Annotated in this window: 25 protein-coding genes; 16 read left to right on the forward strand and 9 right to left on the reverse strand. The window is 59.9% G+C overall.

The window, feature by feature from the left end; all coding sequences use genetic code 11:
* The first annotated feature begins 62 nt into the window (after positions 1–62).
* Positions 63–902, forward strand: a complete 840-nt coding sequence (locus ACSQ3J_RS19435) for a lysophospholipid acyltransferase family protein (RefSeq protein ID WP_060505616.1) — start codon at positions 63–65, stop codon at positions 900–902.
* A 4-nt stretch (positions 903–906) separates the two neighbouring features.
* On the opposite strand, the gene ACSQ3J_RS19440 is transcribed toward ACSQ3J_RS19435, so the two are convergent.
* A complete protein-coding gene (locus ACSQ3J_RS19440) occupies positions 907–1914 on the reverse strand; it encodes a hypothetical protein (RefSeq protein WP_060505134.1) in 1008 nt (335 codons plus the stop codon).
* A 112-nt stretch (positions 1915–2026) separates the two neighbouring features.
* Between ACSQ3J_RS19440 and ACSQ3J_RS19445 the strand changes: the two genes are divergently transcribed.
* Both ACSQ3J_RS19445 and ACSQ3J_RS19450 read left to right on the forward strand, forming a co-directional pair.
* Entirely contained in the window at positions 2027–2611 is a 585-nt protein-coding gene (locus ACSQ3J_RS19445) for a nitroreductase family protein (RefSeq protein WP_060505135.1), read from the forward strand.
* A complete protein-coding gene (locus tag ACSQ3J_RS19450; protein ID WP_060505136.1) occupies positions 2611–3213 on the forward strand; it encodes a flavin reductase family protein in 603 nt (200 codons plus the stop codon). The genes ACSQ3J_RS19445 and ACSQ3J_RS19450 overlap by 1 nt, the downstream gene beginning before the upstream one ends.
* A 10-nt stretch (positions 3214–3223) precedes the next feature.
* On the opposite strand, the gene ACSQ3J_RS19455 is transcribed toward ACSQ3J_RS19450, so the two are convergent.
* Positions 3224–3928, reverse strand: a complete 705-nt coding sequence (locus ACSQ3J_RS19455) for a hypothetical protein (protein WP_060505137.1) — start codon at positions 3926–3928, stop codon at positions 3224–3226.
* Positions 3929–4006: 78 nt separating this feature from the next.
* Between ACSQ3J_RS19455 and ACSQ3J_RS19460 the strand changes: the two genes are divergently transcribed.
* Positions 4007–5146: a DUF2336 domain-containing protein gene (locus tag ACSQ3J_RS19460; RefSeq protein WP_060505138.1), complete on the forward strand. Its 1140-nt coding sequence runs from the start codon at positions 4007–4009 to the stop codon at positions 5144–5146.
* A gap of 119 nt (positions 5147–5265) precedes the next feature.
* Positions 5266–6288 carry an SDR family oxidoreductase gene (locus ACSQ3J_RS19465; protein WP_060505139.1) on the forward strand — a complete coding sequence of 341 codons (1023 nt, stop codon included), beginning with the start codon at positions 5266–5268 and terminating at the stop codon, positions 6286–6288.
* 3 nt (positions 6289–6291) lie between these two features.
* Here ACSQ3J_RS19465 and ACSQ3J_RS19470 read toward each other — a convergent pair whose 3' ends face one another.
* Complete coding sequence (locus tag ACSQ3J_RS19470; protein ID WP_060505140.1) at positions 6292–6738, reverse strand: hypothetical protein; 447 nt, start codon at positions 6736–6738, stop codon at positions 6292–6294.
* Between the two features lie 220 nt (positions 6739–6958).
* Between ACSQ3J_RS19470 and ACSQ3J_RS19475 the strand changes: the two genes are divergently transcribed.
* Positions 6959–7447 carry a GNAT family N-acetyltransferase gene (locus ACSQ3J_RS19475; protein ID WP_060505141.1) on the forward strand — a complete coding sequence of 163 codons (489 nt, stop codon included), beginning with the start codon at positions 6959–6961 and terminating at the stop codon, positions 7445–7447.
* A gap of 105 nt (positions 7448–7552) precedes the next feature.
* Here ACSQ3J_RS19475 and parE read toward each other — a convergent pair whose 3' ends face one another.
* Entirely contained in the window at positions 7553–9631 is a 2079-nt protein-coding gene (gene parE / locus ACSQ3J_RS19480) for a DNA topoisomerase IV subunit B (protein ID WP_060505142.1), read from the reverse strand.
* A gap of 241 nt (positions 9632–9872) precedes the next feature.
* On the opposite strand from parE, the gene ACSQ3J_RS19485 reads away from it, so the two are divergent.
* The 6 genes from ACSQ3J_RS19485 to ACSQ3J_RS19510 all read left to right on the forward strand — a co-directional run bounded on the left by ACSQ3J_RS19485 (position 9873) and on the right by ACSQ3J_RS19510 (position 16692).
* Positions 9873–10757 carry an alpha/beta hydrolase family protein gene (locus ACSQ3J_RS19485; RefSeq protein WP_060505143.1) on the forward strand — a complete coding sequence of 295 codons (885 nt, stop codon included), beginning with the start codon at positions 9873–9875 and terminating at the stop codon, positions 10755–10757.
* A gap of 126 nt (positions 10758–10883) precedes the next feature.
* Positions 10884–12326, forward strand: coding sequence for a UbiA family prenyltransferase (locus tag ACSQ3J_RS19490; protein WP_060505144.1), 1443 nt, complete (start codon positions 10884–10886; stop codon positions 12324–12326).
* A complete protein-coding gene (locus ACSQ3J_RS19495) occupies positions 12323–13645 on the forward strand; it encodes an FAD-binding oxidoreductase (RefSeq protein WP_060505145.1) in 1323 nt (440 codons plus the stop codon). The genes ACSQ3J_RS19490 and ACSQ3J_RS19495 overlap by 4 nt, the downstream gene beginning before the upstream one ends.
* A 115-nt stretch (positions 13646–13760) precedes the next feature.
* On the forward strand, positions 13761–14216 hold the full coding sequence (locus tag ACSQ3J_RS19500; protein ID WP_037100781.1) for an EamA family transporter: 456 nt from the start codon (positions 13761–13763) through the stop codon (positions 14214–14216).
* Positions 14213–15223 (forward strand): NAD-dependent epimerase/dehydratase family protein, encoded by a 1011-nt coding sequence (locus tag ACSQ3J_RS19505; protein WP_060505146.1) that lies wholly within the window; start codon positions 14213–14215, stop codon positions 15221–15223. Before ACSQ3J_RS19500 ends, ACSQ3J_RS19505 begins: the two co-directional genes overlap by 4 nt.
* Positions 15224–15240: 17 nt before the next feature.
* Positions 15241–16692: an aspartate aminotransferase family protein gene (locus ACSQ3J_RS19510; protein ID WP_112834734.1), complete on the forward strand. Its 1452-nt coding sequence runs from the start codon at positions 15241–15243 to the stop codon at positions 16690–16692.
* Positions 16693–16786: 94 nt separating this feature from the next.
* On the opposite strand, the gene ACSQ3J_RS19515 is transcribed toward ACSQ3J_RS19510, so the two are convergent.
* A complete protein-coding gene (locus ACSQ3J_RS19515) occupies positions 16787–17275 on the reverse strand; it encodes a RidA family protein (RefSeq protein ID WP_060505148.1) in 489 nt (162 codons plus the stop codon).
* A 191-nt stretch (positions 17276–17466) separates the two neighbouring features.
* Between ACSQ3J_RS19515 and ACSQ3J_RS19520 the strand changes: the two genes are divergently transcribed.
* A complete protein-coding gene (locus tag ACSQ3J_RS19520; RefSeq protein ID WP_060505149.1) occupies positions 17467–18159 on the forward strand; it encodes a TetR/AcrR family transcriptional regulator in 693 nt (230 codons plus the stop codon).
* A 27-nt stretch (positions 18160–18186) separates the two neighbouring features.
* Here ACSQ3J_RS19520 and ACSQ3J_RS19525 read toward each other — a convergent pair whose 3' ends face one another.
* The 3 genes from ACSQ3J_RS19525 to ACSQ3J_RS19535 form a co-directional block, all read right to left on the reverse strand.
* The gene (locus ACSQ3J_RS19525; protein ID WP_436039949.1) at positions 18187–18735 is read right to left on the reverse strand and encodes an OmpA family protein; all 549 of its coding nucleotides are present in this window, start codon (positions 18733–18735) and stop codon (positions 18187–18189) included.
* Between the two features lie 204 nt (positions 18736–18939).
* Positions 18940–19533: a YceI family protein gene (locus ACSQ3J_RS19530; RefSeq protein ID WP_060505151.1), complete on the reverse strand. Its 594-nt coding sequence runs from the start codon at positions 19531–19533 to the stop codon at positions 18940–18942.
* Between the two features lie 65 nt (positions 19534–19598).
* Positions 19599–20159: a cytochrome b gene (locus ACSQ3J_RS19535; protein ID WP_060505152.1), complete on the reverse strand. Its 561-nt coding sequence runs from the start codon at positions 20157–20159 to the stop codon at positions 19599–19601.
* 205 nt (positions 20160–20364) lie between these two features.
* Between ACSQ3J_RS19535 and tpiA the strand changes: the two genes are divergently transcribed.
* The 3 genes from tpiA to ACSQ3J_RS19550 all read left to right on the forward strand — a co-directional run bounded on the left by tpiA (position 20365) and on the right by ACSQ3J_RS19550 (position 23649).
* Entirely contained in the window at positions 20365–21135 is a 771-nt protein-coding gene (gene tpiA / locus ACSQ3J_RS19540) for a triose-phosphate isomerase (RefSeq protein WP_060505153.1), read from the forward strand.
* 255 nt (positions 21136–21390) lie between these two features.
* Positions 21391–21867 (forward strand): preprotein translocase subunit SecG, encoded by a 477-nt coding sequence (gene secG / locus ACSQ3J_RS19545; protein WP_060505154.1) that lies wholly within the window; start codon positions 21391–21393, stop codon positions 21865–21867.
* A gap of 144 nt (positions 21868–22011) precedes the next feature.
* Positions 22012–23649 (forward strand): CTP synthase, encoded by a 1638-nt coding sequence (locus ACSQ3J_RS19550; protein WP_060505617.1) that lies wholly within the window; start codon positions 22012–22014, stop codon positions 23647–23649.
* Between the two features lie 88 nt (positions 23650–23737).
* Here ACSQ3J_RS19550 and ACSQ3J_RS19555 read toward each other — a convergent pair whose 3' ends face one another.
* Positions 23738–24742 carry a methyltransferase gene (locus ACSQ3J_RS19555; protein ID WP_060505155.1) on the reverse strand — a complete coding sequence of 335 codons (1005 nt, stop codon included), beginning with the start codon at positions 24740–24742 and terminating at the stop codon, positions 23738–23740.
* Positions 24743–24906: the final 164 nt, after the last annotated feature.

Raw genomic sequence — 24906 nt, forward strand, 5'->3', positions numbered from 1 at the left:
AGATTATCCGGATGACGCTGCTGCGCCTCTATCGGCGCAGCTTTCATGGAGCGGGGAACAACGTGCAGTTCAAAGAGCTGTCTTACGCCAACGAGAACGATCGACGGCTAAAACGTTGGTTTATCCGTTCCATGGAAGGGCTTGCCGGACGCAATCGCTATGCCAGGCTCTACACGCAATGGCGCGATACAATCGTCGGCAAGAGCGACCGGATTTTCGGGGAAATGCTGGATCTGATCAATGTGCGCGTCCGCATCCAGGGCGAATGGCCGCCGCGCCATCTGCCGGATACCCCTGTTGTCATCGTCGCCAATCATCCCTTCGGCATCGGCGACGGCATTGCCGTTCTGTCGCTGGCCGAACAGCTTGGCCGCCCGTTCCGCGTGCTGATCAACAACGAACTCTTGAAGGTGCCGGAAATGGCGCCCTATTCGCTGCCGATCTCGTTTGAGGAAACCAAGGAAGCGCTGGCGATCAACATGCAGACGCGCCACGAAGCGGTGCGGCTGCTGAAGGAAGGCGTCACCCTGATCGTCTTTCCGGCCGGCGGCGTCGCCACGGCAAGAAAGGGATTCGGCAGGGCCGAAGACCTGCCGTGGAAGATGTTTCCGGCAAAACTCATCCAGACCGCCAAGGCAAGCGTTATCCCGATCTATTTCGAAGGCCAGAACGGCAGGCTGTTTCACCTAGCGAGCAAGGTGTCGATGACGCTGCGTATCTCGCTGTTGATCCGCGAGTTCCGCCGTCTTTCCGGTACGACGATCTCGTCGCGCATCGGCCAGTTGATTGCCTGGGAAGAACTGAGCGCCATTGCCGACCGCAAGGATATCCTGACGCGGATCTATGACGGCGTGTTCTGCATGGCACCGCCACGCCGCCGGTTTCTCAGCCGGGCGTCGTAACCGTTCAGTCCTGCGCGTCCGTGGCGCCGGAGGCTGGCTGCACGCCCTTGTCGTTGAGCAAGACCTCGACATCGGTATTAACGCCGGCCTTGACGGTAAAGTCACGCTGGAAAATTTTCTCGTTGTTGCGCGCGACCGCCGAATAGCCGCCTTCGGCCAGCACCAATGTCGGGAAAGCACCGACGCTTTCGCTGACGACGTCGCCCGACGAGGTCAGGATCGACCAGGCCGTATCTGCAATCGCTTCGCCGCCGGGTTCGGAGACAAGTTTCAGTGTCAGCTTGGCCGCGCGGTGCTGGATCGTCGCTTCTGTCAGTTTACCGGCTTCGACCTGGATATCGGCGCGAATGACTGCGTTGACCGAGCCATAGTTGGAAACGACGTGATAGGTGCCGGTGTTCAAACGAACGACCGTGTTGGGCTTGACGTCGGCAACCACGAGGGCGCGTTCGCCATCTTCTTTCGAATCAGCCGAAAAGATCGAAAAGCTCAGTTCTCCCGGCGGGATACGCACGTCGCTGCCGGAGACGGCATTGAGCATGACGCCACCGGCATCCAGCACCAGCACCTGCTTTTCAGGGAGGCCAGCGTCCGCCACCCGGATCTTGCGTGTCGCGCCGGCGCGGCCGAAGGCGACATTGACGAAGTATTCGCCGGGAATGAGCTGGAACGCGGCCGAGCCGCCTTCTGATGTCGCCACCAGCGGCAGCTTGCCGTCTGAACCGGGAATGGGATTGAAAACGCGCCAGGTCAGGCCCTGCTCGACGGCATTGCCCTTTTCCGTCAGATGCGCTTCCAGCTGGATGTCCTTTGCGGTCGGACCTTGCGTCGCGGCATCCGGGTTGGTCGGATTGAAGCTGTTGAGCTTTGGCATCTTCTTGGATGGAGCGGAGATCGCCGGAAAGGCCTTGAAGGGGTCGGCAAGCTCCTGCGCCTGCGGCGCACGGGCGCCAACTGTTGCAAGAACAAGCGCTATGACGAGAGCGCGAACATGACCGGCCTTGATGCGCATGGGGTGGTTGACATCCTGAGTGTGTGGCTCCACTTGAAACGCCGATATGGCAATTTCGTGGCTGCCTGCTTGGTGGCGGCGTGCGGTGGCAAACTAGTGGAAATGGACGGCGATGAAAACTGAAATCAGCCTGCGCGATTATCTGACAACCCGAAGGTCTATTCCAGCCTTTCAAATGAGCGGGCCTGGACCGGACACAGCGGAGATCGAAGAGATGCTGACGCTTGCCTCGCGCGTGCCGGATCACGGCAAGCTGGCGCCTTGGCGTTTCATCGTCTATCGCGGCGAGGAGCGGGTGCGTATCAGTGCCGAACTGGCAAAAATGGCGCTCGCAGCCAAGCCCGATCTTTCCGAAGAGATGATCAAGGTGGAAAACGCCCGCCTGTCGCGCGCGCCCGTCGTCGTCGCCGTCGTCAGCAAGGCAGCGCCGCATTTCAAGGTGCCGGAATGGGAGCAGGTGATGTCGGCCGGCGCCGTCTGCCTTAACCTGCTCATGGCTGCCAACGCGCTCGGCTTCTGCTCGAACTGGCTGACCGAATGGTATGCCTTCGATGAAAAGGCCTATCCGCTGCTCGGCGTTCAGCCCGGTGAAAAGGTCGCCGGCTTCATCCATATCGGCACGCCGCAGGTTCCGCCGACGGAGCGCCCGCGGCCGGAGCTTGCGGATATCGTCACCTGGGTTGGCGAGGACGCCTGATGTTTTATGCGACTGCGGAAAACGCCCATGGTCTTGCCCATGATCCGTTCAAGGCCATCGTTTCTCCGCGGCCGATCGGCTGGATCGGATCGAGGTCTGCCGATGGCAGCCTCAATCTGGCGCCCTATTCCTTCTTCAATGCGATCAGCGACGCGCCGAAAATGGTGATGTTCTCCTCGGCCGGCCGCAAGGATTCGGTCCGCAACATCGAGGAAACCCGTGAATTCACCGCCAATTTAGTCAGCTTTGACATCCGCGAAGCGATGAACGTCACGTCGGCTCCGGTGCCACATGGTGAGAGCGAATTCGCGCTTGCCGGATTGACGCCGGTCCAAGGCCAGTTTGTCCAAGCGCCCTTCGTTGCCGAAGCTTACGCCGCCCTCGAATGCAAGGTCACGGAAATCTTCCGGCCGAAAGCGCTCGACGGTACGCTGTCTGAAAACCACGTGGTCATCGGCCAGGTTGTCGGTATTCACATTCGTGACGAGGCGATCCGCGACGGGCGGCTTGACATGGCCAAGGTCCGGCCGGTCGGCCGCATGGGATACATGGACTATTGCGAATCCGGAGACGTCTTCGAAATGTTCCGGCCCAAACGCTAGGGCTGGCCGCTCAGGACGGCGACAGCGCCTCAAGCTGGGCGGCATTGCGCGCCACCACGCCGGAAAAACCATCGGCAAGAGCGATGTCGCGAGTGATCCGCGGGTCGCCATCCGCGCCTTTCAGCAGTTCATAACAGTCTATGCCTGCCTGCCTCGCCTTGATGACGGCGGCGCCACGGGCAAGGAGAAGCGGTGCACCCATCCTTGATGCCGCCGCGTTGAACGTTTGGCTTGCCGTCGCCTGTGTCACGCCGTTACCGTCGAAAATGATCGCTATCAGCCGGCGCGACACGTCTTTCAGGGAAGCTTGCGAGAGAAGAAACGCCAAATCCCCGCCAAGCTCGGCAACCAGTCCGATCGATCCCGCATCGATCCCGTGGGTGGCTTCCGCGACCCGCAGCATGACATCGAATTTCTGGATATCGGCGGCACCGCCGCAGCCGGAAAGCACAAAGCCATGCGGCCGCAGTGTCGCCAGTTGCCCGATCGCCGTCTGCCCGGCCTCGTCGTCTGGCCTGCCGACGCGAAGCAGCGTCGAGGCTGATTGCCGGTGTGTAATTATCCGCCGCGCCTGATCGGCTGCGCTCTTGGTTATCCAGTCCCCGCGGATATCGAGGATCACGGTCGATGCCCCGCCGGTGGCGGACTTTGGCGGCAGCGCATCCGGCGTTGCGCACATCATCGGCAGCGTGATTTCGAAGCGGTTAACGGACATGGTGAACCAATCTTAAACCTTTGATCGCTAACGTAACCGGCACCATGATTGGGCTGGTTGGTGTGTAGTGAGGCGTCGGTGATCATTCAAGCATTTCTTCGTTGGGTTGAAACCGCGAAAACCGGGGATCGGGTTCGCGCAGCGCAGGCGTTGGGCCGTGCCTATGTCGCGGCCGAAATGAATACGCTCGACGAACATGCGGCCGAAATGGCAATGACCTTTCTTCTCGATGATCCCTCGCCGAAAGTTCGGCTGGCGCTGGCCGAAGCCATTGCAGATTGCGCGCGCATTCCACGGACCATCATTCTGTCGCTTGCCGAAGACCAGCCTGAAACCGCCTATGCCGTCATTTCGCGTTCTCCTGTGCTCAACGATATGGATCTTGTCGATCTTGCTGCCAAGGGGACGCCGGAGACCCGCGCAGTCATCGCCGCCCGCCAGTCTATGTCACGCCCGGTTGCTGCCGCCATCGCCGAAATCGGCGGTGAGGAAGAGGTTCTGATCCTGCTTGAAAACGGGCAGGCGCGGTTCTCCTGCCGGACGCTGAAGCGCCTGAGTGACCGGCTCGGCCATCTCTGGTCGGTCCGCAATACGCTGCTCGACCGTGACGATCTGCCGGCCGATGCCCGGCATGCGCTGGTCGAAAAGGTCGGAACGGCCCTTTCCGGATTTGGCCTCGTGCAGGCCGCCATTGGCGAGCGCCGTGTCGAGCGGATCACCCGCGAAGCCTGTGACAAGGCGGCCGTCGGCATGGCCGGCGCTGCCCAACCTGATCAGATTCCCAATCTCGTCGAACATCTCAGGGTAACGGGACGGTTGACGCCAGCCTTCCTTCTGAACGCCCTGTGTTCCGGCAAGGTCGATTTTTTTGCTGCGGCCATCGTCAACCTGTCCGATGTCGCCGACAAGCGCGTGCGCTCGATCCTGTCGGATGGCCGTATCCACGCCATCCGGGCGCTGTTCGAAAGTGCGGGCCTTGGTCGCGATGTCAGCGCCCTGTTTGCCGAAGCCGTGCTGATCTGGCGCAAGGAAAACCGGGTTGGCTCGTCTACTGTGACGGCCACCATCTCTGCCGCCCTGTTGTCTAAACTGCGTGGCAAGAGCCAGGCCTCCGATGCGTCCGGCGGACTTGCCGGCCTCATCGAGAAGCTGACGATTGCCGAACAGCGCCAGACCGCCCGCGACTATGCATTGCTCGCTGCACGGGAAGCGGCCTGACCCTGGCTGCTTCTGCGCTGGCGCGTTGCAGAACAATCCGGACAGTCCGCCTTTGACACAGGGTGCCAAACCCACCATGTAGCTGATGAAGATCGGTGCGGCAGGTGCGGAGTGTGGCAATGAAGAACGATACGACAAGGCCGGTCGTTGTGACGGGCATAGGCGGTTTCCTCGGGGGTCACGTCGCCGCGTCTTTGCTGCGTGCAGGCTACGAGGTTCGCGGAACCCTGCGGTCGATGAAAAAGGCGCAGGCCATCGAGGCGGCGATCCGCTCGGTTGACGGCGCAATTCAGGGAAAGCTCTCCTTCGTTGTCGCGGATCTCACGGTAGACGCCGGATGGGATGATGCCCTTACAGGAGCTGGGCACGTCATCCATACCGCGTCACCTTTTCCCTCACGCGTTCCCAGGCATGAAAATGACCTCATTCTGCCGGCGCGGGAGGGAACGTTGCGCGTGCTGCGCGCCGCAAAGAACGCCGGTGTCAGCCGCGTGGTTCTGACATCCTCCATTGCCGCCATCAGCTATGGGGCGGGCAGGGCGCCTTTTTCGGAGACGGACTGGACCGATGTCGATGGCGTGCTTGCAACGCCCTACTACAAGTCGAAAACGCTGGCCGAACGCGCCGCCTGGGCCTTTGCACACGAACAAGGCCTTGAACTCGCCGTCGTCAATCCGGGCATGATCCTTGGACCCATCCTAGGCTCGGAGACAGGAACGTCGGTCGGTGTGGTAAAAAGCCTGTTGAAAGGCCGCTATCCCGCCATGCCGGATTTCAGCGTGCCTGTCGTCGACGTGCGCGATACCGCAGAGGCGCATGTTCTTGCCATGACGATACCAAAGGCTGCGGGCGAGCGCTTCATCATTGCGGGCGAGGCGCTGTCGATCAAGCATATTGCCCGGGTCTTGAAACGGGACTTTCCAGCCTACGGGAAAAAACTGCCGAAATTCGTTTTGCCCAACTGGTTGGCGGGCGTTGCCTCGCGCTTCGATCCCGGCCTGAAACTGATCGTCGCCGAACTCGGCCGCGACCAGCGCGTGTCGCATGAAAAGGCAAAGCGTCTGCTCGGCTGGAGGCCGCGTTCAGGGGACGAGGCAATCCGCGCCAGCGCTGAAAGCCTGATCGCTGCCGGGCTGGTATAGGGTTTACTTTGTAAACTTCCGGGCCACCCAGGAATAGCCGTCCTCGATATAGTGGACGGGTTTGGTCACCGCATTGCGCAGGTCCGAGGCGTCGGGCAGAGCTCCTGTCACCATCGCCAATGTCCGGCGCGGCAAGCTAGGCTGTTTCTGTTCGGTCGTGGGTGGTGTCGGGACGGCATCCTTCGTAACGGCATGCGCCTGATCGAGAGCAGGCTGCGTTGCGGGCACAGGCGCGGGATCCTTGGCGTCTGCCATCGTGTTGCCGGATGTTTCGCAGACCGCGACGATCACCGGATAATTGGCGTTGGAGAATTTCGGCAATTGTTTCTGTGATTCCGCATCGCAGACGGCAATGCTCTGCCACGTGCCGCTGACGGTCGAGACGTAGTGGCACTGGCTGACGCTATCGTCGCAGCCGAGAATTGTCATGACGATCAGGGCAGGAACCATCGTGGATATCTCTCCAATTCGGTGAAAAATCGTTCTGTAAGGAGCGATTCTGACTTCGCTGAACTAAGGGCCCGTTTGCTCCGGAAGTAAGGCAAAGTGGGGAAGGCTTGGAAACAATTTGTTTCTGCCGGTTGCTCTGAGTGAGGTTAGCCGCCGTACATGGCCAGATTTTCCGTCTGTCGTTTTCACTACCGTACTTTTAGGATTGACTGGAAACGGGATGAATCGATCTGCGAAGGAACAACGCCAAGTGACTCTGACCATTGAAAAAGAATCGCCGCGCCAGCCGGGCGTCCAGAACTTGCTTGATCAATCCGATGCCTACGCGCAATCGCTTTATCCGGCCGAAAGCAATCACCTTGTCGATGTCTCGACGCTGGAAAAACCGTCCGTCTCCTTTTTCGTCGCCCGCCATGAGGGAGAGGTCGTCGGCTGTTGTGCGCTGGTGGATGCTGGTGATGGCAGCGCCGAGATCAAGCGCATGTTCGTCGATCCGCAGGCACGTGGCCTGAAGATCGGCCGCAAGCTGCTCGAGCATCTCGAAGGCCATGGCCGCGGCGCCGGACTGTCGGCCATCCGGCTTGAGACCGGCATCTATCAGCCGGAGGCGATCGGCCTCTACAAGACCGCCGGCTATGTCGAGATTGGACCGTTCGGTTCCTATCAACCGGACCCGTTCAGCCTGTTCATGGAAAAGGCCATCGCCTGACGCAGAGCGAGGTTACTTCAGGGAAAACCGTTTCCGCTCCGTGAGTTGGAGCGGAAAGCTGAATCAATTCCACAATGTGTTGAATCGATCTGCGAAGGCTTTGAGCTAGATATCCAGGTTGTCGGCAAACACGGCACGTTCCTGGATGAAGCGGAAGCGGGCATCGGCCTTGGTGCCCATCAGGTTGTCGACGGCTTCGCGCGTGCCTTCGAAATCCACCTCGTCGATGGCGACTTTCAAGAGCGTGCGCTTGGAAGGATCCATCGTGGTTTCCTTCAACTGCGCCGGCATCATTTCGCCAAGACCCTTGAAGCGGCCGATCTCGATCTTGCCGCGGCCATTGAATTCCGTCTCGACCAGTTCCACCCGATGCGCGTCGTCGCGGGCGTAGAGCGTCTTTGCCCCTTGGGTGATGCGGTAAAGCGGCGGTACGGCCAGATAGAGATGTCCGCCGCGAACGAGTTCCGGCATTTCCTGATAAAAGAACGTGATCAGCAGCGAGGCGATGTGGGCACCGTCGACGTCGGCATCGGTCATGACGATGACGCGCTCATAGCGCAGGTCTTCCTCACGGTACTTGCTGCGCGTGCCGCAGCCGAGCGCCTGGACGAGATCGCTGATCTGCTGGTTGGCGCCGAGTTTTTCGCGGCCAGCACTGGCAACGTTGAGGATTTTTCCGCGCAAAGGCAGGATCGCCTGGTTGGAGCGGTTGCGCGCCTGTTTTGCCGAGCCACCAGCCGAATCGCCTTCGACAATGAAAAGTTCGGCCCCTTCGGCCGAATTCTGCGAGCAGTCGGCAAGCTTGCCCGGCAGGCGCAGCTTGCGCACCGCCGATTTGCGGGTGACTTCCTTTTCCTTGCGGCGGCGCACACGCTCGTCGGCGCGCTCGATGACCCATTCCAGCAGCTTGTGGGCTTCTTGCGGGTTATCGGCAAGGAAATGGTCGAAGGGATCGCGAAGCGCGTTCTCGACGATGCGCTGCGCTTCGACGGTCGCCAGCTTGTCCTTGGTCTGGCCGACGAATTCCGGTTCGCGGATGAACACCGACAGCATACCGGCGGCCGAGATCATCACGTCTTCGGTGGTCACAATCGCCGCGCGCTTGTTCTGCGTCAGTTCCGCATAGGCTTTGAGGCCCTTGGTGAGCGCGATGCGGAAGCCGGCTTCGTGCGTGCCGCCTTCCGGTGTCGGAATGGTGTTGCAATAGGAATGTACGATGCTGTCGCCACCATACCAGGTGACGGCCCATTCGAGCGCGCCATGGCCGCCGGTCTTTTCGGTCTTGCCGGCAAAGATTTCGCGGGTGACGGTGAATTCCTTGCCCATCGTTGCCTGCAGGTAATCCTTCAGGCCTCCGGGGAAGTGGAACACCGCCTTGTCCGGCGTATCCGTACCTTCGATCAGCGAGGGATCGCAGGACCAGCGGATTTCGACGCCGCCGAACAGATAGGCCTTCGACCGCGCCATGCGGAACAGCCGGGCGGGATCGAATTTGGCATGCGATCCGAAGATCTCCGGATCCGGATGGAACTTGACCTTCGTGCCGCGCCGGTTCTGCACGTCGCCCAGTTCTTCGAGCCCGCCTTGCGGAATGCCGCGCGAAAAGCGCTGACGATAGAGTTTGCGATTACGGGCAACCTCAACTTCGAGAATGTCCGACAGCGCGTTGACGACCGAGACGCCGACGCCGTGCAGACCACCGGAGGTCTCGTAGACCTTGCTGTCGAATTTGCCGCCCGCATGCAGGATGGTCATGATCACTTCGAGCGTCGACTTGCCCGGAAATTTCGGATGGTTCTCGACCGGAATACCACGGCCGTTATCGGTCACCGACAGGCAGCCTTCGGCGTCGAGATGGACGTCGATGAAATTGGCGTGTCCGGCAACAGCTTCGTCCATCGAGTTGTCGATGACTTCGGCAAACAGATGGTGCAGAGCCTTTTCGTCGGTGCCGCCGATATACATGCCGGGACGGCGGCGCACAGGTTCCAGCCCCTCCAGCACCTCGATTGCCGAGGCGTTGTAATCGCCGGCATCGGCCTTCAGCGCCGCCGGGGTACTGCTGCGCTGTTCCGCCACCGGCGCGGCGGCGGGCGTGGCAACAACCGGCTTTGGCACGACGGGATCCGTCGCAGGCTTCGGTACCAGGGGCATTGCTGAAAAGAGATCGTTGCTGTCGGTCATAGTCTGTTTTGATGTCTTTCCGTGGTGGCGGCTTCAGGCCCGGCCCAAGGTTCGGACTGAGCCGTCAGGAATGTCTGCACGAATCGCTGGAATTCTGCCAAATTCCCAGCGCGAGAGCGACCAGGCCAGCCCAATCACTCAGCCGCGCGCGTCAACACGCCGATCGTGCCTTCAATAGCCCCAACTGTTGCTTTGCGGAAGGTCCGATGGCAAGGCTTGGATCAAAAGAGGAACATTCCGGATGCACCTGTCCACAACTCATTTGACCTTTCGTGCCTTTTTTGCCGCAATCGTCATGGCCGCCCTGGTTTTGCCGGCACAGGCCGCGCCGCTGAAGCCCTTTAAGGACGAGCTGTTTTCCTATGGAACGGTGCTGGAAACGGAGGATGGCGGCGATTACCGCGTCGTCGATTACGACAAGATGCGCGATATCCACGCTCGTGACACCGAGCCGGAACGCCGGGTAAGGCGAACCTATGTGTCGCTCGGCGTCAAGAGCGCGCAGGTCAACGAGACGCTCGATCTCGCCACCCGGCCGCTGGATGTGCTGCGGGTGGGTGCTGCGAGGGGCGCGACATTCACCGTCATCTTCATCCATGGCCGAGGCGGCGACCGGCGGCTCGGCGCCAATGACTGGTCGTTCGGCGGCAATTTCAACCGGCTAAAGAACCTCGCTGTCGAAAATGGCGGCGTCTACTATGCCCCGAGCATGCGCTCCTTCGATGATGCGGGCGTCGCCGATGTCGCTGGATTGATTGCCTATGCCCGGCAGCAATCCCCTGGCCGACCGGTCGTGCTCTCATGCGCCTCGATGGGCAGTTTCATCTGCTGGGGCCTCACCCGCAATCCGCAGGCTGTTGCAGACCTCAAGGGCATGATGATCATGGGCGGTCCCTCTGATGCGGCTTTCAGCAAGAGTGCCGCCTACAAGAAGAAACTGCCGATATTCTTCAGCCATGGCGGCGCCGATACTGTCTATCCCGTGTCCGGCCAGATCGCGTTCTACCGCTCGCTGAGGAAAGCGAACTATCCCGCCCGCATCGTCCTTTTCCAGACAGGGTCGCACGGCACCCCCGTCCGTATGACGGACTGGCGCGATGCACTGAACTGGATCGGGCTGGATTGAAACACCGAATATATCCGGGATTCATTAACCAACGCAGCAGTTTGAAACCTTAAGGCGAGCGCTGTTTGCACTTTCGAAAGCTGAACATGGGACTGTCCCGGGTATATTTTATCGGGGTTTGATCTTATGGATGCTCGGACAGAAACGCGGCATATTCCGCTATGCGTCGATCTTGACGGCACATTGCTTGCTGCCGACACGCTCTGGGAGGGCGTGGCGATCATTCTGTTGCGCAATCCGCTGATGCTATTTGCAGTTCTTATCTGGATGACGAAGGGCAAGGCGCGGCTGAAATACGAGGTTGCCGCACGCTCCGGACGCCAGGCGGCCGACTGGCCCTATCGCGAGGCGGTGCTCAAGCGTCTGGCGCGCGAGCGCGAAACCGGCCGGCAGGTCATTCTGGTCACCGGTGCCGCCGAAAGCGTGGCGCTTGGGGTTGCAGCTCATACCGGCGCTTTTTCCTCCGTCCTGCACAGCACCACGGACGTCAACCTCACCAGCCGCCGCAAGCGGGAAAAACTGATCGAACAGTTCGGCGAGGGCGGTTTCGACTATATGGGCAACAGCCGCGATGACGTGCCGGTGTTTGATGCCGCCCGCAAGGCGATTGTCGTGGCGCCGGATGCCGCCGCCGAAAAATGGCGCCGGGCACATGATGCCGAAAAGCTCGATCTCGGCAAGGCGAGCCCGTTGGCAGCCCTGAAATCGATCCGCGTGCATCAATGGGCAAAGAATGTGCTGATCGGCGTTCCGATGGTCCTCAACCACGACATCTTGCACATGGATGCGGTGGTCAACGTCATCCTGGCGTTCTTCGCCTTCAGCTTCCTTGCCTCTGCTGTCTATGTGGTCAACGATCTGTCGGATCTCACCAGCGACCGCCGTCATCCGAAGAAGCGCAACCGGCCGCTGGCAAGCGGCCAGATGTCGGTGCCGATGGGGCTGATGATAGCGCTGTGCCTGCTCCTTGCCTCGCTCTCGCTGACGGCTGTGCTGCCGTACGATTTCGCCCTCGTACTCGGTTTTTATGCCTTGGCGACGACTGCCTACACGTTTGTGCTCAAGCGCAAGCTCTTGGTCGATGTCTTCACACTGGCCGGGCTCTATACAGTTCGCATCATCGCCGGTGCTGCTGCCACAGGCACGGATCTGTCCTTCTGGCTCCTGTCGTTCTCGATCTTCTTTTTCCTCAGCCTGGCGCTGGTCAAGCGCTATGTCGAGCTCGATGAATATGACGGCCGCGACGGCAACCAGGTGCCGGGGCGCGGCTATATGGCGGTCGATTTCGAAATGGTCGGACAGGCCGGTGTTTCTTCGGCCTTTGCCTCTGCACTGGTTCTGGCGCTCTATATTCACAGCAAGGAAATGCAGGAAATGTACAGGCTGGATTGGGCGCTGTGGCCGCTCTGCCCGCTGGTGCTCTATATGCTGCTGCGCATCTGGATGCTGGCCCGCCGCGGCATGCTGCATGAGGATCCTGTGGTGTTCATCATGCGCGACTGGCGCAGCCTCGTCACCATGGCGCTCGGCGCCATGTTTGTGCTCGCCGGTGCTTTGGGAACGCCATGACCCCCGCCGAATTTGACAGCTGGGGCCGGATCGATTGCCGCGCCCGGCAGTCCGTATCGCCCGATGCCTATGAGAACCTGCGTGAAACTGCGGCGCCCGGCGCTTTCCTGCCATTCGGCAACGGCCGGTCCTATGGCGACAGTTGCCATAACGACGCGGGCAGGCTGATCGAGAGCCGGGTACGCACCCGCATCCTCGGTTTCGATCCGGGAACCGGCATCATTTCCTGCGATGCCGGCGTCACGCTTCGCTCCATTCTCGAAACAGCGATCCCGCACCGGTTTTTCTTGCCGGTGACGCCGGGAACCGCGTCGGTCACGGTTGCAGGGGCCGTCGCCAATGATGTGCACGGCAAGAACCATCACGCCCGCGGTACTTTCGGCAAGCATGTGCTTGGCCTGACATTGTTGCGGTCGAGCGGCGAGGTACTGACCTGCTCGGCAACGGAAAATCGCGACCTGTTTTTTGCCACCATCGCCGGCATGGGCCTGACGGGGCTGATCCTGTCGGTCGACCTGCAGCTGATGAAGGTGCCATCCGCCCACATCCAGCAACACGCCATCCGCTTCGATAGCCTGAATGAATATTTCGGCATGGTCGAAACCGTTGATGGCGAGCACGAATATTCCGTCGCCTGGATCGACCAGTTGGCCACCGGAAAGAGGACGGGCAGGGGTGTGCTTCTGGCCGGTGATCATGCCGATGCCTCCTGCGAATTTCCGGACATGCCGAAGGCGAGACGATTGTCGGTTCCGTTCGCGCCGCCGTTCAATCTCTTGAACACGCTGACGCTGAAGGCATTCAACGAACTTTACTTCCGCAAGGAAAAGCCGGGCGAAACGGTCAAGACGGTGAAATGGCCGGGTTATTTCCACCCGCTGGATGCCATCGGCAACTGGAATCGGCTTTATGGCCCCAAGGGCCTTTACCAGCACCAGAGCGTCTATCCAGCGGGCAATGCGCCTGAGCTGACGGCACGGTTGCTGGAGACTGCCCGCGCGGCCGGCCACGCCTCTTTCCTCACAGTGTTGAAGAAGTTCGGCGAGCAGATTTCAGGCGGATTTTTGTCCTTCCCGAGGCCGGGTTTTACGCTGACTTTGGATTTCGCCAATCAGGGTGAAGAGACCCTTAAGCTTCTCAACCGGCTGGACGCCATGGTTGTCGAGGCCGGTGGTGCCATCAATCCCTACAAGGATGCGCGGATGAGCCCGCAAACCTTTGACTTCTCGTTCCCGCGCTGGCGGCAGCTGGAAGCTTTGCGCGATCCGGCAATGGTTTCGAATTTCTGGAAGCGGACGGCCCTTTCTTTGCCGAAATGAGAATGGGCTTTGCCAAAATGAGAATAGGAACAATTTGAATTAAATAAACGCCCGATTTTCACGGAATATACCGCTCTTGCGTGTAGGTATCGCGACGGGAACAGGGAGCATCGACATGAAGTATATCGTATTCATTCTCTTCACCGTGATTACCAACGCTGCGGCACAAGTCATGCTAAAACAGGGTATGCTTTCGCTCGGTCCGTTGAGCTTCACGGCTGATACTTTCATTGCCCGTATTTTCCAGGTGGTTTTCAACCCCTGGGTCTTCGCCGGACTAGCCACCTTCGTCATTTCGATGGTGTCGCACCTTTACGTACTATCGAAGGTGGAACTCTCCTTCGCCTATCCATTTCTGAGCCTTGCCTATGTGGCCGTGGCCGTCTTTGCCTATTTCGTCTTCCACGAGGATCTGAACGCCTGGCGCATCGCCGGCATCGGCTTCATCTGCGTCGGAACCATTCTCATCGCCCAGTCCGGCCTGTCAGGGGCTGGCATGTCCTCGCACGAGGACCAGCCATCGCTTGAAGCTGCGGGCACAAAAACAGTAAAAATCGGGAGCGCATCATGAAACATATCATTTTTGGCGGTGACGGCTTCGTCGGGCGCCATCTGGCGGAACGCCTGGTTCACGAGGGGCAAGAGGTTCTCGTTGCCGATATCGTCAAGTCCGACCTGCCGCATTATGCCCGCGTCCGTTTCGTCCATTGCGATGTCACCAATGCAGAAGATGTCATGAAGGTCGAGATCGGACCGGACGACATGGTCTACAACATGGCGGCGAAGATGCTGTCGCCGCTGCAGGTGCGCTCCAAGCGCTGGCAGTTCTTCTGGCCGGTCAATTATTACGGTGCTGAGAACATCATGAAGGCGACGGCAAAGTCCGGCGCCAACCGGCTGGTGCAGTTCACCACCGACATGATCTATGGCCACACGGTGATGTCGCCGCAGACCGAGGCGCATCCGGCCAAGCCGCTGGGTGAATACGGCAAGTCGAAATGGGCAACAGAGCAGCTTGCCGCCGAATGGCGCAAGCAGGGCATGAACATCTCGATCTTCCGCCCACGCCTGATCATTGGCCCCGGCCGTCTGGGTATCCTGGAAAAGCTGTTCAAGCTGATCGACGCCAACCTGCCGGTGCCGATGATCGGTTCGGGCAAGAACCCCTACCAGTTCATCTCGGTGTTCGATTGCGCCGAAGCCGCCCGTCTCGCCTGGAAGGGCGGCGTGCCGAACGAGGCCTATAATCTTGGTTCCGACAATCCGCCATCGGTGAAGAAGCTGCTCGGCGACCTGATCGTTCATGCCGGTTCGAAATCGTTCCTGTTGCCGACGCCTGCCTTTGCGGTGAAGGCAACGCTCGCTGCCTTCGATTTCGCCAATCTGCCGATCATGGATCCGGAACAGTATCTGATCGCCGACGAGATGTGCATCCGCGAAACCGGCAAGCTCAAGAAGGAGCTTGGCTGGAAGGCCGAGTACAATGACGGCGCCATGCTGATCGCCGCCTATGACGAATACCGCGCCAAGAAAGCCGGCAAGACCTTCGCGCACGCAGCCGCCGTACCGGCCGAATGAATCAGGAAACAACGACCATGCTCGACAAAACGCACCGCGTCGCCGTTGACGCCCCCGCCCTCGATGGCGGCATCAAGAAGCCCAACCTGATGACGGTCGAACAGGCCAAGGACATGAGCGTCGCCGACATGACGACGCTGTTCAAGGATCATCTGAATCCGGGGCAGCTTCATTTCATGAAGCTGCTCGGCTTCAACAAGATCAAGATCGAGACCGCCGAGGGCATGTATTATGTCGACCAGAATGGCCGGAAGATCCTCGACTTTTTCGGCGGCTTCGGTTCGCTGGCGCTCGGCCATAACCACCAGCGCCTGATCGCTGCGCGAAAACAGTTCCAGGACGAAAACCGCCACGAGATCGCCATTGCCTTCATGTCGCAATATGCGGCGGCGCTCGCCAAGAACCTCGCCGAAATCGCGCCGGGTGACCTCGACATGGTGTTCCTCGGCTCCTCCGGCTCGGAGGCCATGGAAGCCGCCATCAAGCTTGCCGAGCGCGTCGCTGGCCCGAAGCGGCCACGTATCGTCTATGCCGAGAACTCATTCCACGGCAAGACACGCGGCGTTCTGTCGATCACTGACGGCCCGCTCTATCGGGGTGATTTCCAGCTGCTCGACAACAACGTCAAGGTGCCGTTCGGCGACATCGAGGCGATCCGCCGCGCTTTCGAGAGCGATCCGACGATCGGCGTGCTTGTGCTGGAAACCATTCAGGGCGGTGGCGGCATCAATATCGCACCGCCGGAGTTCTGGCAGGAGGTTCGCGCGCTTTGCAACAAGCATGGCGTCATCTGGGTGGCCGATGAGGTGCAGTGCGGTGTCGGCCGTTCCGGACGTTTCTTTGCCTTCGAATATGCAAACGTCGTGCCCGATATCACCGCGGTCGCCAAGTCTCTTGGCGGTGGCAAGACGGCGATGGCTGCCATGATCGCCCGCCGCGAAATCTACATGAAAGCCTATGGTACGCCGAAGACGGCGATGATCCATGCCCATGCCACGTTCGGCGGTATTGGCGAGGCATCCATCACGGCGATCGAGACCTTGAACGTCCTCTATGACGAGGACCTGATCGAGAATGCCGCCGTACAGGGTGAATACCTGCTGGAACGCCTGACTGCGCTGAAGGACAAGTATCCGAAGATCATCAAGGACGTGCGCGGGCAGGGCCTGATGATCGGGCTGGAGTTCCAGGATTTCAGCCAGACGCTGCCGCTCGTGCTGCGGCCGGTGGTTGCCGTGCTGGACGACAAGCTGAAGGGCTCGCTGTCGGGTTTCATCGGCGCGCTTCTGCTGCGTGATTACGATACGCTGGTGGCTTTCACCGAGTATAACCGTAACGTCATCCGGCTCTTGCCGCCGCTGATCTGCGAACGCCAGCATGTCGATCAACTCTGCGACGCCCTCGACGACCTGCTCGGCCGCGGCATCATCCGCATCGTCAAGGATTTCGTCGGCAGCCAGTTCGGCTGATCGTCCGGGACAGGATTGAAATTGCATTGCGGGCGCGCGGCTGGCAGCTGCGCGCCCGCTTCACTTTCGGTTCGAGCGACCGGTCGGAAGTGCTTTAGTCAAGCAAAACGACGGCCTCGACCTCAAAGAGCATCGGGTCAATTGCAAGTTTGGGGACCGGAATCAGCGTCTGCGCCGGCAGCGTTTCGCCGAACATCTCCTTGATGTTCCGGGTCAAGACCTCAAGCTTGGACATATCGTGATCGACCACGAAGACCGTCAGCTTTGCGACCTGATCCGGCTTTGCGCCGAGTGCATCAAGGGCGGCGCGCAGATTCGCATAGGCCTGCTTAACCTGAACGGCAAAGTCAGGCGACAAGGCTCCCGTACTGTCCTGCCCTCCCTGTCCGGAAATATAGGCGACCCGGCCTTCGCGGGGCACGATCACCGCCGTGCTGTAGCCATTTGGCGTCGGGTCGTAGAGGTTCTTAGGATTGACGATGGTCAACCTGCGATCGCTGTCGTTTGCTGCCGCCGCAGTCGAAATTCCCGCAGTCATGATGATGAGCCCTCCGATAAGCAGATGCTGGATTGCGCGTGACATGATTTTCTCTTGGTTGCGCTGACCACGAGCAACGTACCCTCGCGTCTGCAGGATTGGATTTTAACGCATTGCGAACTGACTCGTACGTTGTACGATAAAATCGCATCGTACAACGTACGAGTCAATCCGTCAGAATAGACATGCGCTGTATTGTCGGCTTACATCGGCATTCTGATCGGTGAGGAAGACGGATGGCAGGCAAAGGCAGCGGCGCGCAGAGCAAACGGCCTCAACAGACAGATATGTCGATCCAGCCTGCGGCTGAGCGCGGCGAGCCGTCTCTCTCCCTGGAGCGGATCGTCGCCACTGCGGTAGAACTGCTGGACGCTGAAGGCATCGGCGGATTGAAGATGCGCCGGCTGGCCGACCGGCTCGGAGCGGGCGCCATGAGCCTCTATTGGCACGTCGCCAACAAGGAGGAACTCGTTGATCTGGCCCTCAACGCGGTGTTCGAATATCGCGGATCGTCGGCAACGGGCAAGGCTGAAGATTGGCGCCAGGAAGCCATTCACATGCTCGAAGACTGGCGCGCCAGCATGTTGCGCCACCCTTGGTCAGCATCGTTGTTGCCGCAACGAGCCCTTGGCGCAAACATCCTCGGCCGGTTGGAGTTGCTGAGCAAGACCTTGGCCAGAGCCGGTGTCGCCGACGCAGATCTGAACGCGGCGATATGGTCGCTCTGGAACTATGTGATCGGCGCGACCATCACTCGGGCGAGCTTCGACCTCTCGGAAGAGGACAGGACGGCAGGGCATCAGCGACTGACACGTCTCAGCGAACACTACCCGACAATCGAACGCTCGCGTCTGCTGCTGGACAACGATTGGGATGGCGTTTTCAGGAAAGGTCTCGACTTCCTGCTGGATGGCCTCGTTCAAAAATGAGGCTGGTAGTTGTCGAATCTCCACGCACTATTTGAGCGTCGAAATTTCGACCCGGCGATTGCGCCCGTCTTCGGGATCGGCCGGAAAGAGCAGGGCGGTTTCGCCAAATGCCCGCAGAACCAGCCGTCTCGGATCGATCTTGTAATGCGTCAACAGATACCGCGTCGCTGATGCGGCCCGCGCCCGGCTGAGGTCGAGATTGTCAGCGTCGGTGCCGGCCGCATCCGTATGACCGCCGATCACGAACCGGTAGGAAGCAAGCTCGCTGGATTGCAGCGCTGTGCCGGCAGTGTCGAGAAGGCGCTCTGCCTGTGGTGTCAGTTCAGCCGAACCGAAGTGAAAATTGACCGCGAGATTGACCGTCGCCAAAAGCCTGTCGCCGTAGCTGTTGACTGTTTCCAGATCCTTGGCGCCAACGATCTTCAATCCCCGGGTTTTCTCCTTCTGCGCCAGGGCCGGGTTGAGCGAGCGGATCAGCAGATCCGGTGTTGCCGTGGTCAGCACGTCCTGCGCCGAAGCCACCGCCGGAAACAGGCCGAGACTGAACACAAGAGATTGGAAAAAAGCATACCGCATGTGACCGCCCCGGATTTCCAGGCCATGAAATAACTGAAGAATAAGCAATGCTGCAAAGAGTAGAATTGCGCCTAATACGCCGTCAATTCCCAAACAGGGAGCGGCGGCTTCAATGCATCTTGGGCCGCAAGCGGCTGGCTCACATGTTCCCGCAGGAACAGTTTACGGGCAGTATAACGGCGCAGCCTGGCGGCATCGGAAAGGCTAGTGTTTTTGCCCGTTCACCATCATGTCGAACTCGACGATATTGGAATAGATCGGTATTCCGACCGACATGTCGTAGCGGGTACGGAAGACCCCGCCCTGGATGTGAAATCCGATGACGCGCCGGTTCCATTTGGTCAGTGTCGCATCGAAATGTTCGGTTCGGGTCGTTCCCTTGGCCGTCAGGTTGCCTTCGATCTGTGCCGTGTCCTCGCCGGTACGGGTGATCCTGGTCGAGCGGAAGACGATTTTCGGGTAGGCTGCGGTATCGAACACGGCGGTGGAGCGCAGGAAGTTCTCGATGCGCGGTTCGCCGGTCTGAACGGTTTCCGGATAGAGCGAGAATTCCACCACGGATTTGCCGATGTCGCCGCTATCCAGCTGGAAGGTGCCGGAGAATTTGGTGAATTTGCCGGAAATGCCGCCGCCGCCGACCTGTCCGACCTTGAAGTTGATCTGTGACGATCCGTCGATATCGTAGCGGCCGGCCGCGTCATCCAGCGTCGGCGCCTTGGCTTGAGACAAGGCCGGATGAGCCACGAGACCCGCAAGTGTCATCAATGCGGCGGTGATTACCATTGAATGCGCAGACATTTTTATGGTCCTTCCCAATTGCCCGGTTTTCGCCGTGTAAGACGCACGATGCAGCGGAAATATTCCTAGCTGCGGCGGCTGCGCAGCATGCGGACAAGCACCGCGTCGTGGCGGATGAAGTGATGGTGGAGGGCCGCCGCCGCATGCAGCAACACAAGTGCTGCAAGGCCGTAGGCGAGAATGGCGTGGGCGGTTGTCCACACGGTTTCGGCAACGGCGGATTTCTCCAGCGGCAGATGCGGGATGACGACGAGATTGAAATAGAAGCTCGGAATATCGAGCGTCGAGACTGATGCGAGTGCCCAGCCGGTTATTGGCACCGCCAGGGTCAGGCAGAGAAGCAGGCTGTGGACGGCAAAACTCGCCTGTCTTTCCCGGATCGAGAGCCCCGCAACGGCCGCCGGATGCCGGCCCGCCAGCCACCAGAGAACGCGGATGATACAAAGGCCAAGGGCTGTGAACCCGAAGGACTTGTGCCACTGGAAAAGGTCGAACTGCAACACCGGGTCAATGCTTGGCAGGGTCATGGCGTAACCAAGCACCAGCAACCCGGCGATCAGGACGGCAATCGTCCAGTGAAGCAGAATGGTCACCCACCCGAACGTATCCGGCCCGTTGCGCAGCATCACCGATCTCCGGCTGTCAAAAGCACTGGCCGAATCATCGCTCTTTCGCGCGGTGCGGACAAGCCGGTCAGCCTTCACGGTTTCGATACCGGCGCTTGGAAAACCGGCCGCAGCGTGGCTACCAGGTTGCCGGTAAGCTTTTCTTTGCCCGGCTTATTTGCTAGGGCCTTTGCCGGGAAAAGGACAATGCCCTTAAGGAGACGACATGACGCCCGAGGTAAAACCGCTTGTTGCCGGAAACTGGAAAATGAATGGTCTGCGGGCGTCGCTCGATCAGATCAAGGCGATGGCGGAAGGCGTCAAGGGCGATCTGTCTGCAAAAGTCGAGACGCTGATCTGCCCGCCCGCGACGCTGCTCTATGTGGCAACGGCGCTGTGCGACGACAGCCCGCTGCTGATCGGCGCGCAGGATTGCCACGAAAAGGTGTCCGGCGCCCATACCGGTGACATCTCCGCCGAAATGATCGCCGATTGCTTCGGCACTCATGTCATCGTCGGCCATTCCGAACGCCGCACCGACCATAAGGAAACGGATGCTCTCGTTCGCGCCAAGGCCGAGGCTGCCTATGCTGCCGACTTGATTGCCATCATCTGCATCGGCGAGACCGGTGATGAGCGCAAGGGCGGCCAGACGCTGGACGTCCTGAAGCGCCAGCTCGCAGGCTCCATTCCGGACAGCGCCACCGCTGAAAACACCGTGATTGCCTATGAACCGGTCTGGGCGATCGGCACCGGCCTGACGCCGACGGCAGCTGACGTCGAGGAAGCCCACGCCTTCCAGCGCGCAGAGCTCGTCGCGCGCTTCGGCCCGGCCGGCGCCAAGATGCGCATCCTCTATGGCGGCTCCGTCAAGCCGGGCAATGCTAGGGAATTGATGGGCGTTGCCAATGTCGATGGCGCACTGATCGGCGGGGCAAGCTTGAAAGCCGACGACTTCCTCGCCATCTACCGGGCGTATGACGAACTCACGGCCTGATCCCGGCGACCATTCCTGAAATTTCTGTCCGTCTATCTCTGGTATTAAGTCCATGGAGAGACGGGCAGGGGCTTTTAATGCGCGGTGGCTTGGTATATGCAGCCGCAACACTAATCTTTGCCGCCTGGAGCGGACGCAGAAACTTGCGTTGCAATTTCGATGCGTCTCCCATGCCGGACGATCACTCGATCGCGTTTCAGATCAGGCTTTCTCATGAAGCCGGGCGAGGCGTGATCTAAGGCAGGACTGGACAAAATGCAGACCGTATTGCTTGTCATCTATCTCATGGTTGTGCTGGCGCTGATCGGCGTCGTGCTCATTCAGCGCTCCGAAGGCGGCGGCCTTGGCATCGGCGGCGGCTCGGGCTTCATGTCCGCACGCGGCACCGCCAACGCGCTGACCCGCACCACGGCGATCCTTGCAGCTTTGTTCTTCGTGCTGGCGCTCGGCATGGGCATTCTCGCCCGCTACCAGCCGAACGCCACCGACGTTCTCGACCGCATCCCGGGCACGACCAACAACGGCAACGGCGTGCTTGATTCGCTCGGCGGCGGCACAACACCGCCAGCTGGCGAGACGCCTGCCCAGACACCGACGCAGACACCCGCACAGTCCGGCGCCGCCACCCAGACGCCTGCGACCACTACGCAGACGCCGGCAGCAACCCAGACACCTGCGACGACCGAAACAAAGCCGGCAACGTCCGGTTCGGAAGTCCCAAGCGGCCAGTAAGGCTCAATGCAGATATAATCGCCGGCGGAAGCCAGTCTTCCGCCGGTTTTCTTTTGTTTGAATTTTGCCACCCGAACCTTTTGAACGAAAAAATTCTGAAAGATGAATTTTTCGGTGGCGGAATCATTTTTGAAACGGTATCCGGTGAAGCCCATGGCGCGATATGTATTCATCACTGGCGGCGTGGTTTCTTCCCTTGGCAAAGGGATAGCCGCAGCTGCTCTCGGAGCGTTGCTGCAGGCCCGGGGTTACCGGGTGCGGCTTCGCAAACTTGACCCCTATCTCAACGTCGACCCGGGCACCATGAGCCCGACGCAGCACGGCGAAGTGTTCGTGACTGACGATGGCGCGGAGACGGATCTCGATCTCGGTCACTACGAGCGCTTTACCGGCCGCTCGGCGACCAAGACCGACAACATCACCACCGGCCGCATCTACAAGAACATCATCGACAAGGAACGCCGCGGCGATTATCTCGGCGCCACTGTCCAGGTCATCCCGCACGTCACCAACGAGATCAAGAACTTCGTCACCGAAGGCAATGACGAGTTCGATTTCGTCATCTGCGAAATCGGCGGCACTGTCGGCGATATCGAGGCGATGCCGTTCATGGAGGCGATCCGCCAGCTGAAGAACGATCTTCCGCGCGGCACCGCGATCTATCTCCACCTGACGCTGATGCCTTACATCGCAGCTGCAGGCGAATTGAAGACGAAGCCCACCCAGCATTCCGTCAAGGAACTGCAGGCGCTCGGCATCCACCCCGATATCCTGCTGGTGCGCGCCGACCGCGAAATCCCGGAGGCAGAGCGCCGCAAGCTGTCGCTGTTCTGCAACGTCCGTCCGTCCGCCGTCATCCAGGCGCTCGACGTCGCGTCGATCTATGACGTTCCGATCGCCTATCACAAGGAAGGCCTCGACAACGAGGTCCTGGCCGCCTTCGGCATCGAGCCGGCACCGGCGCCGCGCATCGAAAACTGGCTCGAAGTCGCCAACCGCATCCGCACGCCGGAAGGCGAGGTGACCATCGCCATCGTTGGCAAGTACACCGGCCTGAAAGATGCCTACAAGTCGCTGATCGAGGCGCTGTATCACGGCGGAATCGCCAACCGGATCAAGGTCAAGCTTGAGTGGATCGAGTCGGAAGTCTTCGAAAAGGAAGATCCGTCGCCCTATCTCGAGAAGGTCAACGGCATCCTCGTGCCCGGCGGTTTTGGCGAGCGCGGCTCCGAAGGCAAGATCCAGGCGGTTCGTTTTGCCCGTGAGCGCAAGGTGCCATATTTCGGCATCTGCTTCGGCATGCAGATGGCAGTCGTTGAAGCGGCCCGCAATCTCGCTGGCATCGAAAAGGCGTCCTCGACTGAATTCGGCAAGACCGAAGAGCCAGTCGTCGGCCTGATGACCGAATGGGTCAAGGGCAACGCGCTGGAGAAGCGCGCAGCCTCCGGTGATCTCGGTGGCACCATGCGTCTCGGTGCCTACAAGGCCAGCCTCAAGAAGGGCACCAAGATCGCCGATATCTACGGCTCGACCGATATTTCCGAGCGTCACCGCCATCGCTACGAAGTGAATGTCGATTACAAGGATCGGCTGGAAGCCTGCGGCCTGGAATTCTCCGGCATGTCACCGGACGGCGTGCTGCCGGAAACTGTCGAGTACCCTGATCACCCATGGTTCATCGGCGTCCAGTACCACCCGGAACTGAAAAGCCGCCCGCTCGATCCGCACCCGCTGTTCGCGAGCTTCATCGAAGCGGCGGTGGAGCAGAGCCGGTTGGTCTGACAAGATTCGGCGTTAGCCAGTAACTCACCATGAGTTCAGATACATAAACCGCTCGCAACAAACCGTTGCGGGCGGTTTTTGTTCGTAGCTACGGTTTTCTCGCCGAGATCAACTGGCTTCCCGATGGCATGGTATCGAATGCAATGTCGACGAAGCCCGCTTCCGACAGCCAGTAACGGTATTCGCGTCGGGTATACGACGCGCCTTCCGGATAAAGATTCATGAAGGTCAAATCGTAGAAGACGGCCTCCAACGGTGACACCCGGTCATCGTTGAGAATGCCGACACCGCTGATCACTATTCTTCCGCCTGACTTGAGGCTGGCATGGGTGTTGCGAATGGCTTTGGCCGCCTCGTCGCGTGATAGCACCTGGATCACCGCCTTTAGAATGGCAAGGTCGTGGGGAGTGCTCGACGGTGTCTCCACGATATTGCCGGCCTCGAATCTCAATCCATGGGCGAGTGGTTCTCCTGCCAGAAGTTTCTTCGCAAGTATTATATTCGCCGGAAATTCGAGCAGGGTAACTTGAAGGCCAGGCTTGGTCTCACGCAGTCCGATGAGGGAATGGCCAGGCCCGCCACCGATATCGATGGCCGAGTGCACGCCTTCGAAGTCGATCATGTCCGCCAGCCGGCGTCCGAAGGCCAATGCACTTGGCGCCGTTCCACGGAAGAATGCCAGTGCTTCCTCGGGATCTGACGTGGCGAAATCATGTTTCGCGGCGGGACGTGCCTCGCGAATAGATGTGGCGGTCATCAGATCTGCACGCCAGAGTTCATCGAGAAGTTGGTGCTCCTCGCCGATATAGCCGGGTTCTCCCTGGACAAGGTACGCGGCCGCCTCCGGACCATTGCAAAAACCTGTGTCGTGGATTTCCAGAAGGCCAGCCGAAACCAAGGCATACAGCAATCGCTCGAGGCGGCGCGGATCGACATTCAGAGCGCGCGCCACATCTGCTGCCGTGAGGGTAGTGTCGCCAAGTACAGTAAACACGCCGAGTATCACGCCGGCATGCAGGGCGAATGCCGGAGCAATGGATGCTTGAAGAGATTGGATGAGAGTGGGTTGCGGAATTGCATTCTTCAACGTCATCGCAAACGCCCTCGACAGAAGAAAACTCCGGTAACTTTATTGTCGTGCAATGGCTCTGTCGAGCGCTTGTTCGGTGGACGGTGAGACCGGGGGAATGGTGCAGAAGATAACTGTGGCAGCAGCTATGCCGGTCTTTCGTTGAGTGCAATCCATGCGCCGATTGG

The sequence above is a fragment of the Rhizobium sp. LjRoot98 genome (assembly GCF_964252935.1).
GTDB lineage: Bacteria > Pseudomonadota > Alphaproteobacteria > Rhizobiales > Rhizobiaceae > Pararhizobium.